This is a genomic window from Rothia sp. HMSC066H02 (assembly GCF_001814995.1).
In the GTDB taxonomy this organism is placed as follows: Bacteria; Actinomycetota; Actinomycetes; order Actinomycetales; family Micrococcaceae; genus Rothia; species Rothia mucilaginosa.
The window spans coordinates 138,386-154,311 of the sequence record NZ_KV818673.1; the positions used below are offsets into that span (position 1 = coordinate 138,386).

The 15,926-nt window shown below is 59.2% G+C and carries 12 protein-coding genes; 8 read left to right on the forward strand and 4 right to left on the reverse strand.

The window, feature by feature from the left end; all coding sequences use genetic code 11:
* Positions 1-415: 415 nt before the first annotated feature.
* The 4 genes from guaB (at position 416) to HMPREF2999_RS09485 (ending at position 5,400) form a co-directional block, all read left to right on the forward strand.
* The gene (gene guaB, locus HMPREF2999_RS03325) at positions 416-1,933 is read left to right on the forward strand and encodes an IMP dehydrogenase (protein ID WP_070675852.1); all 1,518 of its coding nucleotides are present in this window, start codon (positions 416-418) and stop codon (positions 1,931-1,933) included.
* Between the two features lie 144 nt (positions 1,934-2,077).
* Positions 2,078-3,208, forward strand: a complete 1,131-nt coding sequence (locus tag HMPREF2999_RS03330) for a GuaB3 family IMP dehydrogenase-related protein (RefSeq protein ID WP_070675850.1) — start codon at positions 2,078-2,080, stop codon at positions 3,206-3,208.
* Between the two features lie 219 nt (positions 3,209-3,427).
* Entirely contained in the window at positions 3,428-5,020 is a 1,593-nt protein-coding gene (guaA, locus tag HMPREF2999_RS03335) for a glutamine-hydrolyzing GMP synthase (protein ID WP_049331985.1), read from the forward strand.
* A gap of 218 nt (positions 5,021-5,238) precedes the next feature.
* Positions 5,239-5,400 (forward strand): hypothetical protein, encoded by a 162-nt coding sequence (locus HMPREF2999_RS09485; RefSeq protein ID WP_168165994.1) that lies wholly within the window; start codon positions 5,239-5,241, stop codon positions 5,398-5,400.
* Positions 5,401-5,607: 207 nt separating this feature from the next.
* Here HMPREF2999_RS09485 and HMPREF2999_RS09380 read toward each other — a convergent pair whose 3' ends face one another.
* Complete coding sequence (locus tag HMPREF2999_RS09380) at positions 5,608-6,069, reverse strand: hypothetical protein (RefSeq protein ID WP_141757033.1); 462 nt, start codon at positions 6,067-6,069, stop codon at positions 5,608-5,610.
* Between the two features lie 294 nt (positions 6,070-6,363).
* On the opposite strand from HMPREF2999_RS09380, the gene HMPREF2999_RS03345 reads away from it, so the two are divergent.
* Positions 6,364-7,338 carry an AEC family transporter gene (locus HMPREF2999_RS03345; RefSeq protein WP_070675846.1) on the forward strand — a complete coding sequence of 325 codons (975 nt, stop codon included), beginning with the start codon at positions 6,364-6,366 and terminating at the stop codon, positions 7,336-7,338.
* Positions 7,339-7,479: 141 nt separating this feature from the next.
* On the opposite strand, the gene HMPREF2999_RS03350 is transcribed toward HMPREF2999_RS03345, so the two are convergent.
* From HMPREF2999_RS03350 to HMPREF2999_RS03360, 3 genes are all read right to left on the reverse strand, one after another.
* Positions 7,480-9,285 (reverse strand): glycoside hydrolase family 13 protein, encoded by a 1,806-nt coding sequence (locus HMPREF2999_RS03350; RefSeq protein WP_049338108.1) that lies wholly within the window; start codon positions 9,283-9,285, stop codon positions 7,480-7,482.
* A 129-nt stretch (positions 9,286-9,414) separates the two neighbouring features.
* Positions 9,415-11,229, reverse strand: a complete 1,815-nt coding sequence (locus tag HMPREF2999_RS03355) for an alpha-glucosidase (protein WP_070675843.1) — start codon at positions 11,227-11,229, stop codon at positions 9,415-9,417.
* Between the two features lie 71 nt (positions 11,230-11,300).
* A complete protein-coding gene (locus tag HMPREF2999_RS03360) occupies positions 11,301-12,179 on the reverse strand; it encodes an endonuclease/exonuclease/phosphatase family protein (RefSeq protein ID WP_070675839.1) in 879 nt (292 codons plus the stop codon).
* Positions 12,180-12,598: 419 nt separating this feature from the next.
* Between HMPREF2999_RS03360 and HMPREF2999_RS03365 the strand changes: the two genes are divergently transcribed.
* The 3 genes from HMPREF2999_RS03365 (at position 12,599) to HMPREF2999_RS03375 (ending at position 15,846) form a co-directional block, all read left to right on the forward strand.
* Complete coding sequence (locus tag HMPREF2999_RS03365) at positions 12,599-14,236, forward strand: alpha-glucoside-specific PTS transporter subunit IIBC (RefSeq protein WP_005508440.1); 1,638 nt, start codon at positions 12,599-12,601, stop codon at positions 14,234-14,236.
* A gap of 263 nt (positions 14,237-14,499) precedes the next feature.
* Positions 14,500-15,300 (forward strand): MurR/RpiR family transcriptional regulator, encoded by an 801-nt coding sequence (locus HMPREF2999_RS03370; RefSeq protein WP_256370703.1) that lies wholly within the window; start codon positions 14,500-14,502, stop codon positions 15,298-15,300.
* Positions 15,301-15,387: 87 nt separating this feature from the next.
* Positions 15,388-15,846 carry a cell shape determination protein CcmA gene (locus HMPREF2999_RS03375; protein WP_070675835.1) on the forward strand — a complete coding sequence of 153 codons (459 nt, stop codon included), beginning with the start codon at positions 15,388-15,390 and terminating at the stop codon, positions 15,844-15,846.
* Positions 15,847-15,926: the final 80 nt, after the last annotated feature.

The following is a 15,926-nucleotide window of genomic DNA, read 5'->3' on the forward strand; positions in this document are numbered from 1 at the left end:
GGTGAAGGTGACCCGTTCGGCTCTGCAGAACGCTTCCTCCATCGCGGCTCTGGTGCTGACCACCGAGACCCTGGTGGTTGAGAAGCCCGAAGAAACTGAAGAAGACTAAATAGTGTGTGTGCCCGGTGCCGCCCCTCCACTATGGAGGCGGTACCGGGCACTCGCTGTCGGTAGGCTCGGGTGCGCTTGCCTCTGAGCGTGCTAGAACCTGCCGGCAGCCTCCCGCTGAGGGGTGCTTGCTATGAGTGCTTCTCAGCAAAGAAACCTTTAGCGGTTTACTATAGAAGGTAAGCTGCTCCCGTTTGCGCTCAAACCACCTTGTGGGGTGCGAGCAGACGGGTCGTACCGCATCTTGACATACGCAACGTATAGGCTGAGCTTCTCACCGATGAAGCCAGCATCCGAAAGGTAGACAATGACCATTCCCACCGCTCTGTCCGAGGATCCCTTCGGCTTCACCGGCCTGACCTACGATGACGTGCTGCTGCTGCCCGGCAACACCGACGTCATCCCCTCCGATGCGGACACCTCCACCCGCCTGTCCAAGCGCATCACCCTGAACACCCCCATTATTTCCGCGGCAATGGACACCGTGACCGACTCCGCTATGGCAATCGCTATGGCGCGTCTGGGCGGTATGGGCGTTATTCACCGCAACCTCTCCATCGAGGACCAGGCTGCACACGTGGACCGCGTTAAGCGCTCCGAGTCCGGCATGATCATTAACCCCGTCACCATCGGCGCTGACGCAACCATCGCCGAATACGACGAGGTCTGCGGCTACTACAAGGTCTCCGGTCTGCCCGTCGTCAGCGAAGAGGGCGTGCTGGAAGGCATCATCACCAACCGCGATATCCGCTACATCTCCCGCTCCGACTACGACGGCATTCGCGTTCGCGACATCATGACCCCCATGCCGCTGGTCACCGCGCACCCCAGCGTCACCAAGGACGAAGCATTCGCGCTGCTGTCCCACAACAAGATTGAGCGTCTGCCCCTGGTCGACGACGCAGGCAAGCTCGCCGGTCTGATTACCCTGAAGGACTTCGTCAAGACCGAGCAGTACCCCCGCGCCACCAAGGATGAGGACGGCCGTCTGCGTGCCGGCGCTGCTATCGGCTTCTTCGGTGACGGCTACGAGCGCGCAATGACCCTGGTTGAGGCAGGCGTCGACGCACTGTTCGTGGACACCGCAAACGGCCACTCCCAGGGCGTGCTCGACATGATTGCCCGCCTGAAGAAGGACCCCGCCGCAGCACACGTGGACGTCATCGGTGGCCAGGCTGCAACCCGCCTGGGTGCACAGGCAATCATCGACGCCGGCGCTGACGGCGTGAAGGTCGGCGTTGGCCCCGGCTCCATCTGCACCACCCGCATTATCGCCGGTGTTGGCGTTCCCCAGGTGACCGCTATCAACGAGTCCGCTAAGGCAGCAATCCCGGCAGGCGTGCCGCTGATCGCTGACGGCGGTATGCAGCACTCCGGCGAGATCGGCAAGGCACTGGTTGCCGGTGCTGACTCCGTGATGCTCGGCTCCCTGCTGGCTGGTACCACCGAGTCTCCCGGTGAGCTGATCTTCATGAACGGTAAGCAGTACAAGGCATACCGCGGCATGGGTTCGCTCGGCGCGATGCAGACCCGCGGCCGCCACAAGTCCTTCTCCAAGGACCGCTACTTCCAGGCTGACGTCTCCAGCGAAGAGAAGCTGATTCCTGAGGGTATTGAGGGCCAGGTTCCCTTCCGAGGCCCGCTCTCCGCAGTGATTCACCAGCTCGAAGGTGGCCTGCGCCAGACCATGTTCTACGTCGGTTCCCGCACCATCGAGGAGCTCAAGTACAAGGGTCAGTTCGTGCGCATCACCCCCGCAGGTCTGAAGGAATCGCACCCGCACGACATCATGATGACCGTTGAGGCACCGAACTACCGCGGCTAAAACGCCTCACCAACGATGATTCGCCGCATGGTGTGCACACCATGCGCCGTTGAGCCCGCCCCATACCCGTTCAGGGATCGGGCGGGCATCGGCGCGAATAACGCCCAGCGGCCCCCTCAAACCGAATTCGAAAGGATTCACCCCATGTCTGAAATTCAGATTGGCCTCTCCAAGAACGCCCGCCCCACCTACTCCCTGGACGATGTGGCGCTGGTGCCTACCCGCCGTACCCGCGACCGCCGTGACGTTGACACCTCCTGGCAGATTGACGCGTTTAAGTTCGACACCCCCATCATTGGTGCGCCCATGGACTCGGTCATGTCCCCGGCGACCGCTATTGCGCTGGGCAAGCTGGGTGGCCTGGGCGTGCTGAACCTCGAGGGCCTGTGGACCCGCTACGAGGACCCGCAGCCGCTGTTCGACGAGATTGTTGAGCTGCCCGAGGCGGACCCCGCCTCCGCGACCACCCGCATGCAGCAGATTTACTCCGAGCCGATTAAGCCGGAACTGATTACTGCACGCCTGGAAGAGATTCGTGACTCCGGTGTGGTTGTTGCAGGCTCCCTGAGCCCGCAGAACACCCAGGAGCACTACGAGACCGTGGTGAAGGCTGGCGTTGAGCTGTTCGTCATCCGCGGCGCATCCGTCTCTGCTGAGCACATTTCGACCTCGCACGAGCCGCTGAACCTGAAGAAGTTCATCTACGAGCTCGACGTTCCTGTCATCGTTGGTGGCGTGGCTGGCTACTCGCAGGCTAAGCATCTGATGCGTACCGGCGCAGCTGGCGTGCTGGTGGGCTTCGGCGGCGGTTCTGCACAGACCACCCGCCAGGGCCTGGGCATCTCCGCACCGATGGCAACCGCTATCGCTGACGTGGCTGCGGCACGTTCGGACTACCTGGATGAGTCCGGCGGTCGCTACGTGCACGTGATTGCTGACGGCTCCCTGGGCCGCTCCGGCGACATGGTGAAGGCGCTCGCACTGGGCGCTGACGCTGTCATGCTGGGTGCTCCGCTGGCTCGCGCATCCGAGGCTCCCGGCCAGGGCTGGTACTGGGGCAACGAGGCGCACTCGCTGGATTTCCCGCGCGGCGTGCGCACTCCGCTGGGTGTTGTCGGCTCCCTGGAGGAAGTCCTGTACGGTCCTTCGCACCACGTGAACGGCACCAGCAATATTGTCGGTGCGCTCAAGCGCGCAATGGCTAACTGCGGTTACCTGGACCTGAAGAAGTTCCAGAAGGCGGACCTGACCGTGGTCCCCGCGTACCGCGGCTAATGTAGCTTCATGAATCACCGCTTGGCGGTTGGCAGGTTGTGGTCTGCCGGTCGCCGGGCGGTGCTTTCTATACGCACGCTCTACCCCCGTTAGAGCATGTAGCGGCACCTCCGGATGGGGGAGCGGCTACGTACCGTCGGCGGCGTACAACGATAGCGTAAAATAGATATATCCCCGCGCAAGTGCGCGGATTAGTACCAACACGTTGAGGTAATTTTCGTGACCAACTCTGTGAACCTGGACCAGCTCGAAGAGCGTCCCGTCCTGGTGGTAGATTACGGTGCACAGTACGCGCAGCTCATCGCTCGCCGCGTTCGTGAAGCCGGCATCTACTCCGAAATCGTCCCCCACTCCATGAGCACCGAGAAGATGCTCGCCAAGAACCCGGCAGCCATCGTGCTCTCCGGTGGCCCCTCCTCGGTCTACGCCGATGGCGCACCCAAGGGCGACAAGGCCCTCTTCGAAGCTGGCGTGCCGATCTTCGGTATCTGCTACGGCTTCCAGGTGATGGCCCAGACCCTCGGCGGCACCGTCGCCCAGACCGGTCTGCGCGAATACGGCGCAACCGACGCTGTGGTCTGCGCTGAGAACTCCTCCTTCCTCACCGGCACCCCCACCACCCAGAACGTGTGGATGTCTCACGGTGACTCCGTGACCGAAGCCCCCGAAGGCTTCGAGGTGCTGGCAAAGACCCCCGGCGCATCCGTGGCAGCATTCGTGGACGAGTCCCGCAAGCTCGGCGGCGTGCAGTGGCACCCCGAGGTGAAGCACTCCGACTACGGCCAGGTCGCCCTGGAGAACTTCCTCTACAATGTGGCAGGACTGAAGCCCACCTGGTCCACCAACAACATCATCGAAGAGCAGGTCGCAAAGATCCGCGAGCAGGTCGGTAGCGACCGCGTCATCTGCGCGCTCTCCGGCGGCGTTGACTCCTCCGTGGCAGCAGCACTCGTGCACAAGGCTGTTGGCGACCAGCTCACCTGCTTCTTCATCGACCACGGTCTGCTCCGTGAAGGCGAGCGCGAACAGGTCGAGCAGGACTACGCAGCATCCATGGGCATTAAGGTCATCACCATCGACGAGTCGGAGCGTTTCCTCTCCGCTCTTGAGGGCGTGACCGAGCCCGAGGCGAAGCGTAAGGCTATCGGCCGCGAGTTCATCCGCTCCTTCGAAGAGGCACAGCGCAAGCTGATTGCCGAAGCTGGCGAAGAGGGCGCAGACATCAAGTTCCTGGTCCAGGGCACCCTGTACCCGGACGTTGTCGAGTCCGGCGGCGGCGACGGCACCGCAAACATTAAGAGCCACCACAACGTGGGCGGCCTTCCCGACGACCTGACCTTCGAACTGGTTGAGCCACTGCGCACCCTGTTCAAGGACGAGGTTCGCGCTATCGGTCGTGAGCTCGGCGTTCCCGAGAAGATCGTGGCACGTCAGCCGTTCCCCGGCCCCGGCCTGGGCATCCGCATTGTCGGCGAGGTCAACCGCGAGAACCTGGAGACCCTGCGTGCCGCTGACGCTATCGTGCGTGAAGAGCTGACCGCAGCAGGTCAGGACGAGCACATCTGGCAGTGCCCCGTGGTTCTGCTGGCTGGCGTTCGCTCCGTGGGCGTTCAGGGTGACGGCCGTACCTACGGCCACCCGATTGTTCTGCGCCCGGTCTCTTCGGAAGACGCAATGACCGCTGACTGGTCGCGCCTGCCGTACGACCTGCTGGCTAAGATCTCGAACCGTATTACGAACGAGGTCAAGGACGTTAACCGAGTGGTGCTGGACGTTACCTCCAAGCCCCCGGGAACCATTGAGTGGGAGTAATCCCCGCGTGGGAGTAATCCCGCTTTGGGCTACCTAGCTTTGTAGCTGGGAGCCTGTGAAGGAGCCGCCCGGTGCATCCGAATGTGGATGCGCCGGGCGGCTCCTTTTGTGAGTATGTACGTTGCAGATGCCAGGGATGAACGAAATATAATGTGCTTGTGCATGCTTCGTCTGACATGTGCAGAGCACTAACCTAATGTCATAAGGAGGGGCTAGAGATGTCAAAATCTGATAACGAGCACGATCAAAAGCAAGAGCGTGAATCCTCCGTCTATGAGTTTTTCGTCAGTTTTCCTTCCCTTGAAGATGACACAAACTGTTCTGAAGAAATCCCCGTAGCGGAACGTTCTGCCTCGCAGCGCCCTGCCCCAGACTTTTAGCTTAAAAGTAAGCCGCCCGGTGCATCCTGTTTGTGGATGCGCCAGGCGGCTCCTTGCATTAAGTCGTGTAGAAAAGGGGAGAAGCGTTTTGGGGCGTATTAAAAAAATCCTCATTTATTTTTTAAACGCGGGGTCTAAATAAAAGAAATGCATTCCGAAAATACTCGAAAAAACACACCGAAAAACTGCACCCAGATATAAACCTTTTTAGTGCGGGTGATGCGGGTGGCGAATCGAATCACGCCAATGAGCGCTCGACCCCAAGCCAAAATGCAGAGCAAAAAACGTGCCAAAACAGCAGAACCCAAACGCGCACGCCATGTACACGCCATAGGTCAGCATCACAAACTCAGAATCATGGCTCAGACCCGACGCCACAATCATCATCAACGAAACAGCCAGAATGACAAGCCAGGTAGCGCTCGCAGCCGCAATCACCCACGAGATAGCGCTCAACACCGGGTGAGGAACCCTAAACGTGCGCTCAGGGTCCTCAGAGGCGGGTACAGTCGCTACAGAAGCTGTAGCGGGGGCAGTAAGTGGAGCAGACGAACGCCACGGAATATGCGCATCAGCATGCTGACTGGAAACCTGCGCCGGACGCTGCGGGGCGCCTCCAGATTCGGGAGGAGAAGAAAGATACGGTTGCTGCATTGCGGGCTCCTGCATATTTAACCTCACGGGAGAAGGAACAGCCCAGTTCCTAATCTCGTAAGAAATGAGTGTCGGTGATAGAACGAAAGAATGTGGTGGAAAATATATTCTCTCTATATTTCAAGATTAGGAGTGAAACGTATAAAAAACGAGAGCATCAGCGAATAAGATGCAATATGACGCGAAAATTTCGAAAAATACAACGAAAAAGCAGTAAACCTCAACCTGAAGGTTCAGGGTAGGGTTATTAGACAGTGACCTTAGCCGTAAAACAACGGCACAGACACAGCAACAGCGAAAGGAACGAGCATGGGAATCATCCTCCCACTCCTCTACTTAGGGGCAGGATTCGGGCTCGCAATGTTGCTGCCCGAGCACTGGGGCAACCGCCTGAAAGAAAGCGCCTCCGCCCTGCTGACCCGCTGGATCATTCCCACCGTCATCATCTACACCGTCGCCACCAGCCGCCCTGAGCTTTTCTTCGTTGCAACCTCCACCATGGTGTTGATGCTCCTCGGCGTGCTCTGTGCCGGACGCATCACCCGCGACCCTGTACAGAAGCTCGCCTTCGTGTACCTGAACGCGGGACTCTTCGGCATCCCCGTAGTTGCCGGATTCTGGGGCGAGGAAGCCGTGCGAGTCTACATCGGCGCGTATATCGGCAACTCCATCATGGGTAATATTCTGGGCACCTCGCTACTACGCGGTGGTTCCGGGGTAGACCCCAGGGTAGGGGAGAGCAACGCACCGGATGCACAAGCCACAAAGAGCCGTGGTGGAACCCTCCGCACGGTGCTGCGGGGCCTGCGTACCAGCCCGCCCGTTATCGCCGTGGTAATCGGTCTGCTCTGCCTGCCTGCGGGCTCTTTCCTGAGCCAGTACGGGGCGGGTTTCTACCGGGTGCTCACCTGGATTTTCAGCTTTATCGGACTGATTGTTTTGGGCATGTGGCTCGGCGCCGCCAAACTGCACCGCGCCGACCTGACCCGCGCCGCCGGATGGGCGTTCCTGCGCGCCGGGCTCGTGAGCGTCTACAGCGTCGGCGTGCTGGCGTTCGCCCGCTGGGTGCACGACGCTGCGGGCGTGCACTTTGACCAGCTGCTCGCGCATCCGCAGGTGCTTTTCCTTCTGGCTGTTCTGCCGCCAGCCGCTAATATCGTCATTCTGGAAACCCACTACCGGCACGAAGGTACCGCAGCCCCCGTCATTGCCGCAGGGGCGGCCGTCAGCGTAGGAATGATAGCGCTCGCCGTGCCGATCCTGCAGCTCGTCTTCGCCAGCTAAGTAGAGCCAAGAAAGCACGCCGGGAGAACACAGGAGACCACGCAGAAGACAACACAAAAGGAGGGCGGGGCATAAGCCTCACCCTCCTTCTGCTGTCTATCACCTTATCGGCACGCGGTAGCACTCAACGAGCTACAGCGCTTAGCGAACGATGTGGTACACCTTCGCCTCGTAGGGGCGCAGTGTCGAACCCGCATCGTCCTTGTAGTTCGAGCTCACCAGCTCAACACGAGCACCAGCCTCACGAGCCTCAGAAAGCACCGCGAAGTCGCGCTCCTGCTCCTCGGCAGTGAAGTTCGAAACAACCAGCAAAGACTCGTTCGCGGGGCTGCCATCCGCACCACCGGTACGGGTGTACGCGTACACAGCCTCATCCTCGTTGTGCGGAACCTGAACCGAATCCACCGGAGCGAAGGCTGCGTAAACCATCAGGTCCTTCAGCTTGCCGCGGCGCAGAGCCACCAGCTGCTGGTAGTGGTAGAAGATCGAATCCTCATCAGCCAGAACAGCCTCAGCGTTAATCGCCGGGTAGTTCGGGTTCACAGCAATCCACGGGGTCACACCCTCGGGGCTGAAACCACCGTTAGCGGAGGCATCCCACTGAACCGGGGTACGAGCGTTATCGCGGCCCTTGATGTAAATCGCCTGCATCGCCTCTTCGTGGCTCAGACGCTTGTGGTCAACGTGCATGTCCTCGTAGAAGCGGATCGAGTCACCATCGCGGTAATCCTCAATCGAATCAAACTTCACGTTGGTCATGCCCAGCTCTTCACCCTGGTAAATGTACGGGGTGCCCTGCATGAAGTGCAGAGTGGTCGCCAGCTGCTTAGCGGACAGGGCGCGGAACTCATCCGAATCGTTACCGAAGCGGGAGACAACGCGCGGCTGGTCGTGGTTGTTCCAGTACAGCGAACCCCAGGCGTTACCCTCCAGGGTGGTCTGCCAGTCGTTCAGGATGCGCTTGAGCTCGGTCAGCTTGTACGGTGCGTAGGACCACTTGCCGCCCAGATTGCCGTTCGGGTCGTTATCCACGCCCATGTGATCGAAGTGGAAGATCATGTTCAGCTCACCGGTGTGGTAGCCAGCCCACAGCTTAGCGTCCTCGGGGCTGGTCGCGCTGGTCTCGCCCACGGTCATTACGTCGTAGCGGCTGAAGGTCTCGCGGGTGAGCTCCTTCATCCACGGGTGCACCATGGTGCCGTTCGTGATGACGAACGGAATTGAGGAGGTGTGCTTCTCGTAGTCGGTGGAGGGGTCATCCGGGTAGCCCTCGGGCTTGGAGATGATGTTGATAGCGTCCAGGCGGAAGCCGTCAACGCCCTTGTCCAGCCACCAGCGGACCATGGAGTACAGGTCCTCGCGAACCTTCTCGTTCTCCCAGTTCAGGTCGGGCTGTTCCTTGAAGAAGATGTGCAGGTAGAACTGACCGGTCGCCTCGTCCCACTCCCACGCCGGGCCGCCGAACTCGGACGCCCAGTTGTTCGGAGGAATCGGGTTGCCGTCCTCGTCGAAGCCCTTCGGGTCCTTCCAAATGTAGTAGTCGCGGTAGGGGTTGTCCTTGGAGGAGCGGGATTCCTTGAACCAGGGGTGCTCATCGGAGGTGTGGTTTGCGACCAGGTCCATCAGGATCTTGATGCCGTGCTTGTGGGCGGTTTCAAGCATCTCGTCGAAGTCTTCCATGGTGCCGAAGTCACTCATGATCGCGAAGTAGTCAGAGATGTCGTAGCCGTTGTCCACGTTCGGCGAGTCGAACACGGGGGAGAGCCAAATGACATTGATGCCCAGCTTAGCCAGGTAGGGCAGCTTCTCGGTAATGCCCTTCAGATCACCGATGCCGTCGCCGTTCGCGTCGTTGAAGGAGCGGGGGTACACCTGGTACACCACGGCTTCCTTCCACCACTGGCGGCCTTCGTAGGAGGGAACCTCGTATGCCTCGGAGTTGCTCATAATTGCCTTTCTATACCGGCCATCCAGCCGAAAAGAGGAACAAATTTTGTCTGTGATTGAAGTATAGGGCGAAGAGGGACCGGAATGTCTGTATCTGGTCCCCCTTCGCACAGTATGAGTGGGGTACGACTACTTGGCGTTACCGAAGAGGTACACCTTCGCCTCGTATGGGCGCAGCAGGGTACCCTCGTCGGTGAACTCGCGGTTCTCATCGCGATAGTTCGAGCTAATCAGCATCGGGGTGTTCTCGATTGCCTTCAGCTCAGTCGGGGAGAGCGCCTGCGAGTTGGTCAGCACCACCGAATCCAGGTTGCCGCCCGCGTAGTTCAGCTGAACGGTGTCATCGGTGAAGTTCGCGACGACCAGCAGGGCGCGCTCGCCGGTTGCGGCGGCGTCCTCGTCGGAGTTCACGCGCAGGTAGGCGTAAACCTGGTCATCCTCTTCATCCAGCAGGCGGTACTCGCCGGTCAGGACGATCGGGTGCTCGCGGCGCAGGCTAATCAGATCGCGGTAGTGGTAGAACACCGAATCCTGGTCGGCGAGCTCTGCCTCCGCGTTGATTTCGGTGTAGCGCGGGTTCAGCTTCAGCCACGGGGTGCCGGAGGTGAAGCCTGCGTTCTCGCCAGCGGTCCACTGTATGGGGGTGCGGGCATTGTCGCGACCGGAGGCGCTGATGTAGCGCAGCATGTCCTCAGCGGATACGCGGCCCGACTCTTCAACGTACTTGCGCCAGGAGTCGTGAATCTCCAGGTCGTTGTAGTCCTTCACATCGTCGAAGAAGACGTTGGTCATGCCCAGCTCTTCACCCTGGTAGATGTAGGGGGTGCCCTGCATCAGGTGCAGCACGGTGCCGAGCATCTTGGCGCTGACGGTGCGGTACTCGGGGGAGTCGTTACCGAAGCGGGAGACGGTGCGCGGCTGGTCGTGGTTGTTCCAGTACAGGGAGTTCCAGCCGCGGCCGTGCAGGCCTTCCTGCCAGTGGGTGAGGACCTTCTTGAGGTCAACCAGGTTGAAGCGGCGGTCGGACCACTTGCCGGTCACGCCACCTTCGGAGGCGTCTACGTCCATGTGCTCGAACTGGAACACCATCTGCAGCTCGTTGCGGTCGAAACCGGTGTAGAATGCGGCGTCGTCCACGGTCACGCAGGGGGTTTCGCCCACGGTCATGACCGGGTACTTGCTCAAGACCTCGCGGTTCATCTCCTGCAGGAACTCGTGCACGCGCGGGCCGTTGGCTGCGACAGCCAGGGAGTTGTCGAGGCCGCCAGCGAGGACTGCCGGGTCCTCGGGGAAGGAGAGGTCCTTAGAAATCAGGTTGATGACGTCCATACGGAAGCCGTCCACGCCCTTGTCCAGCCAGAAGCGCATGATGTCGTAGACCTCTTCGCGGACCTTCGGGTTCTCCCAGTTCAGGTCGGGCTGCTTGATGGAGAAGTAGTGCAGGTAGAACTGGCCGGTCGCCTCGTCCCATTCCCACACGGAGGGACTGAAGCAGGAAATCCAGTTGTTCGGCGGAATCGGCTTGCCGTCCTCGTCGAAGCCCTTGGGGTCGCGCCAGATGTAGTAGTCGCGGTAGGGGTTGTCCTTGGAGGAGCGTGCCTGCTTGAACCATTCGTGCTCGTCGGAGCTGTGGTTGACGACCAGGTCCATCATGAGCTTGATGCCGTGCTTGTGCGCGGTTTCGAGCAGCTCATCGAAGTCTTCCATGGTGCCGAACTCGGCCATGATGGCGCGGTAGTCGGAGATGTCGTAGCCGTTGTCATCGTTCGGGGAAGCGTAGATGGGGGAGAGCCACAGCACCTGAATACCGAGCTTGGCGAGGTACGGAATCTTCTCGGTAATGCCGGGCAGATCGCCGATGCCGTCGCCGTTGGAGTCGTTGAAGGAGCGGGGGTAAATCTGATAGACCACCGGTTCCTGCCACCACTGGGTCTGGGTCGTCATTGTTCTTCCTTCCCTTGGTATGGATGAGTGTTGTGCGGGGCCGCTCTGTGGGCGGCTAAAGTCTGATGCCCTTAGCGCTGGGTGGTGACGGGCGTAAGGAGGCTCTGCGGTGCCCAGCTGGAGGGGTCAATTTCCAGGAGTAGACCGCTGTGGTCAGAGATGGCTTCGGGGGAGTTGTCGCGGAAGACTACCGCGTGCGAGTTCACCGTAAGCAGTCGGTCAGCGAACACGAAGTCAATGCGCTTGGCATCCGTGCTACCTTCCCAGCCGGCGATTTCGCGGTGGACGGTATTTTCGCCGTCGGTGTGTTCCGCCAGCGAGCGGGTATCAATCATGCCGCTGGAGGTGACGAACGCGTAGCCTTCATCGCTCAGATGCGCGGCGGAGTTGAAGTCGCCGCCGAGCAGCACGGGTGCGGTGAGGGCACATTCTGCCAGGGTCTGTGAGAGGCGGGTGTATTCCTGCGCGAAGAGAGGCTCGCCGTCAAAGTCCCACCAGGACATGTGGGTGGTTGCGCACCAGAAGGTACCCGTCTCAGTTTCGATGAGCGCTGCCTGTGCGGCGCGGCGCTGTACCTGGTGGTAGCCGTACTCGGGAGACATATCGATGGGCTTGATGCCGCGAATCGGCAGGCGCGAGAGAATCGCTACGCATTCGTCGTAACGGTCCCAACCAATGTGGGTTTCGGTGAGGGTCCACTCGTAGGTTACACCCATTTCGTTGAGTGTCTGCACGAGTAGCAGGGCGTAGTTGTCTTCGTGGACCGGCACACCTGCGCCGCCGCGGTAGTTGAGGGGCTCCTTCACCACGGGGGTGGAGGTGAGCTGGTTGACTTCCTGCAACGCAATGACATCCACTTGCTGTTCAATGATGAACTTTGCGAGGGTGCGGATTTTGGCAATCTGGTGGATTTCGCACCAGCTGTGCGTGTTGAGGGTGAGGAAGCGCATGTATTAAGTCCGGGGTATGTGTGAGGTTGAAGAATGATATGCGCACCGCGCATTGAGGCGGCGAGTGTTTTTATGCACTCTGACCTATGGGTGCACTGTTTATGCTATCGATTCTGTGCGCTAGGTAATAGGGAAAAAGTCTCATCTGCAGCAAGTATTTTTAACCAGTGCCGGGAGATGTTTCAGGTTCTGAAAAACTCTTTCAAAACTTCTACTTTTGGTATCTGCGGGTAGGTATGACCTGGCATTATTGTTTTTGTCTAAAACACATTCGGCATTTAGCGCACGCAGGATATGTGGCACCCGTCTCATATACTTTCGTTTGAGGGTATAAAGATACGGCGTGACCATCGCAGGATGGCAATGATCGCCAACCCCTGCGTCCGCTCACTCGACAACCCGAAAGGGCGTATAGCCTCATGATGGAAAAAGTACAGAGGTTCGGCTCTGCCATGCTGGCACCCGTTCTTCTCTTCGCATTCGCTGGCCTCGCGGTCGGTATTGCGATCATTGCACAGAACGGCGAACTGATTCCCCTCGCTGCTGATAAGGAAAGCGCGTGGAACCACTTCTGGTCTGTTTGGGAGTCCGGCGCATGGACCGTCTTCAATCAGATGGAACTGCTCTTCGTGATCGGTCTGCCCATTGCACTGGCAAAGACCGCTAACGCACGTGCAGTGATGGAAGCTGCAATGGTCTACCTGACCTTCAACTACTTCGTCGGCACCATGCTCAAGGTATGGGGCAAGGGCGGCACCGGTTTCTTCGACCTGGACTACACCACCGACATCTCTGAGAGCGCGGCAGGTACCGGTCTGAAGATGATTGCCGGTATCAAGACCATGGACACCGGTATCTTCGGTGCCATCATCATCTCCGCAATCGTGGTGTGGGCACACAACCGCTGGTTCGACAAGAAGCTGCCCGACTTCCTCGGTATCTTCCAGGGTTCCCAGTACGTCTACGGCGTCTGCTTCTTCCTGATGATGCCCGTGGCATTCCTGTTCTCCTGGCTGTGGCCCTACGCTCAGCACGGCATCTCCTCCCTGCAGGGCTTCTTCATCGCATCCGGCGCACTCGGCGTGTGGGTTTACACCTTCCTCGAGCGCTTCCTGATTCCGACCGGTCTGCACCACTTCATCTACTCCCCGTTCGTCTTCGGTAACGTTGTTACCCCGAACGGTATCGCTAAGGACTGGCCGAGCCACCTGACCGAGTTTGCTAAGAGCGACAAGCCCCTGAAGGAACTGTTCCCCGGCGGCGGCTTCGCACTGCACGGTAACTCCAAGGTCTTCGCACCCATCGGTATCGCAGCGGCGTTCTACACCACTGCTCGTCCCGAGAAGCGCAAGGAAGTTCTCGCTCTGCTGATCCCCGTCAGCCTCACCGCAATCCTGATCGGTATCACCGAGCCCCTCGAGTTCACCTTCCTGTTCCTGGCACCCCCGCTGTTCCTGGTTCACGCAATCCTGGCAGCAACCATGGCTGCAATCATGTATCAGCTGGGTCTGGTTGGTTACATGGGTGGCGGTCTGCTCGACTTCCTGTTCCAGAACTGGATCCCGCTGTGGGCAAACCACTCCGGCACCTACCTCATGCAGATCGGTGTGGGCCTGTGCTTCACCGTCCTGTACTTCCTGGTCTTCCGCTTCATGATCCTGAAGTTCGACTTCAAGACCCCCGGTCGTGAAGAAGACGGCGGCGAGACCAAGCTCTACAGCAAGGCAGAGTACAAGGCTGCTAAGGCTGCTGAGAAGGACGGCGGCGCAGCAGCTCCCGCAGCTGACGGCGACCTCTACGCACCCCGCGCAGCAGGCTTCCTCGAACTGCTCGGTGGCGCAGAGAACATCACCACCGTGAACAACTGCGCAACCCGCCTGCGTGTCTCCGTTGCTGATGAGTCCCTCGTCAGCACCTCGGATGCAGACTTCAAGAATGCAGGTGCTCTGGGCCTCGTCCGCAAGGGCAAGGCATTCCAGGTCATCGTCGGCATGGACGTTCCCCAGGTTCGCGAGCGTTTCGAGACCATGGTGAACGAAGCTAAGACCCTCTCCTAAGAGACTTCAGCTTTCAACCGCCTGACGGCATAACGCCTCATAAGGTATAGACTTCGCCGGCGGTATCGGATAACACCGATGCCGCCGGCGAAGCTGTACCCGGACACGTACCAGGCGCATACCCAGCTCAAATCTGTTGGCATACACACTCAAAGTGATAGATGACCGTCCTCACCCACCCTGGCCGATGACTCTAGAGCGTGTACTATTTATATATTGCTCACCATCGGATTCAGGAGCTTTGAGTGGATTTACAAGACGTCGTGAATGCGAACCAGCACCGATTCAGTGAAACTGAACGGGAAATTTTGGCATTCATGCTAGAAAATGAAGAGTTCGTTGCAGAGTCAACGATCAACTCTCTGGCACATAAAACCTATACTTCAACCAGCTCAATTATCCGTTTGACGAAGAAGCTGAACTTCTCCGGATTTGCTGAGTTGAAGTACTTCATTAAGTCCTCTCTGAACCGCAGCGAACCCTTCAACCCGCGGTTCATTGAGAGCGGCCGCGAAGACATTCAGCGCACCTACGACTACCTCGAGCACATGGAGCTGAGCGGACTGCTCAAGCGCATCCATGAGGCTCGCACTGTGTACTGCTTCGGTACCGGCTACGCTCAGCGCAATGCCGTGCAGGAATTTGCCAAGTCCATGCAGGTTTGCGGTAAGTTCTGCCACGTCATTCCGGCACGTAATGAGTTCGAAAGCGCCATGAACAATATGACCCAGGACGATGTAGTCATCATTGTGTCTTTCTCCGGTCAGACCGAGAACATGCGCGAACACATTAAGATGCTGGCGCTGCGCCGCATCCCCATGATTGCGGTGACCGCCATTGGTGTGAACTACATGTCCTCGCACGCTGAGTACTCCCTGCACTACCAGACCACCCCCACCCACATCAGCACCCAGCGTAAGCCCTACTACTCCTTCGTTGCGCTGTCGGTGCTGCTGGACTACATCGTGCGCCGCTACATTGAATTCGTTGAGAATGAGCGCCGCGAGTCCCTGCAGGACCAGGTGGAAGACGCTCTCAACAATGGGGACGAAATCGACGTCTGACAAGGCATTACCGTGCCCGCCTGCTCCTTCACTCACTCCTCCTGAATCCGACCGAATCCGCCTGAGATCATCTGAAAGAGACACCCTGTGACCGCAATTTTCGCGCTCATCGAAAACACCGAGAAGATGCGTAAGTACCTGTTCTGGTACCTCATGATCATCCCCGCGCTGCTACTGCTGTGGATTGCTCTGGGCGCAGCGAACTCCCAGATGGACTTCCAAGCAGCCCTGAAGATTCCCTTCTTCACCGTGGCTTTCCTGAACGCATGCCTCAGCCTGCTGTTGGGCGGCACCCTCAAGTTCGCAGGTGCAGAGAACGAACGCACCGAACGAGCCTACGCCCTGTACCTGACCGTACTGCTGGTCATTATCGGTAACCTGCCCGGCGCAATCCTGAGCTTCTTCCTCTTCCGCTCCCTGCGCTTCGGCAACCTGGAAGGCGAACTGGCGCCCAAGTACCGTTGGGCGCTTCTGCCCGCCATGGTCTTCTACGTATTGGTGACCGTAGTGCTACTCGCCGCGAACATCGCAATGTGGTCGAAGTAAGCACAGAGGAACAGACAGCAAGCACGCGGGCACACTAAGCATGCAGGCGCACGCTGACACCCGCCCCGTTTGAGGCACCC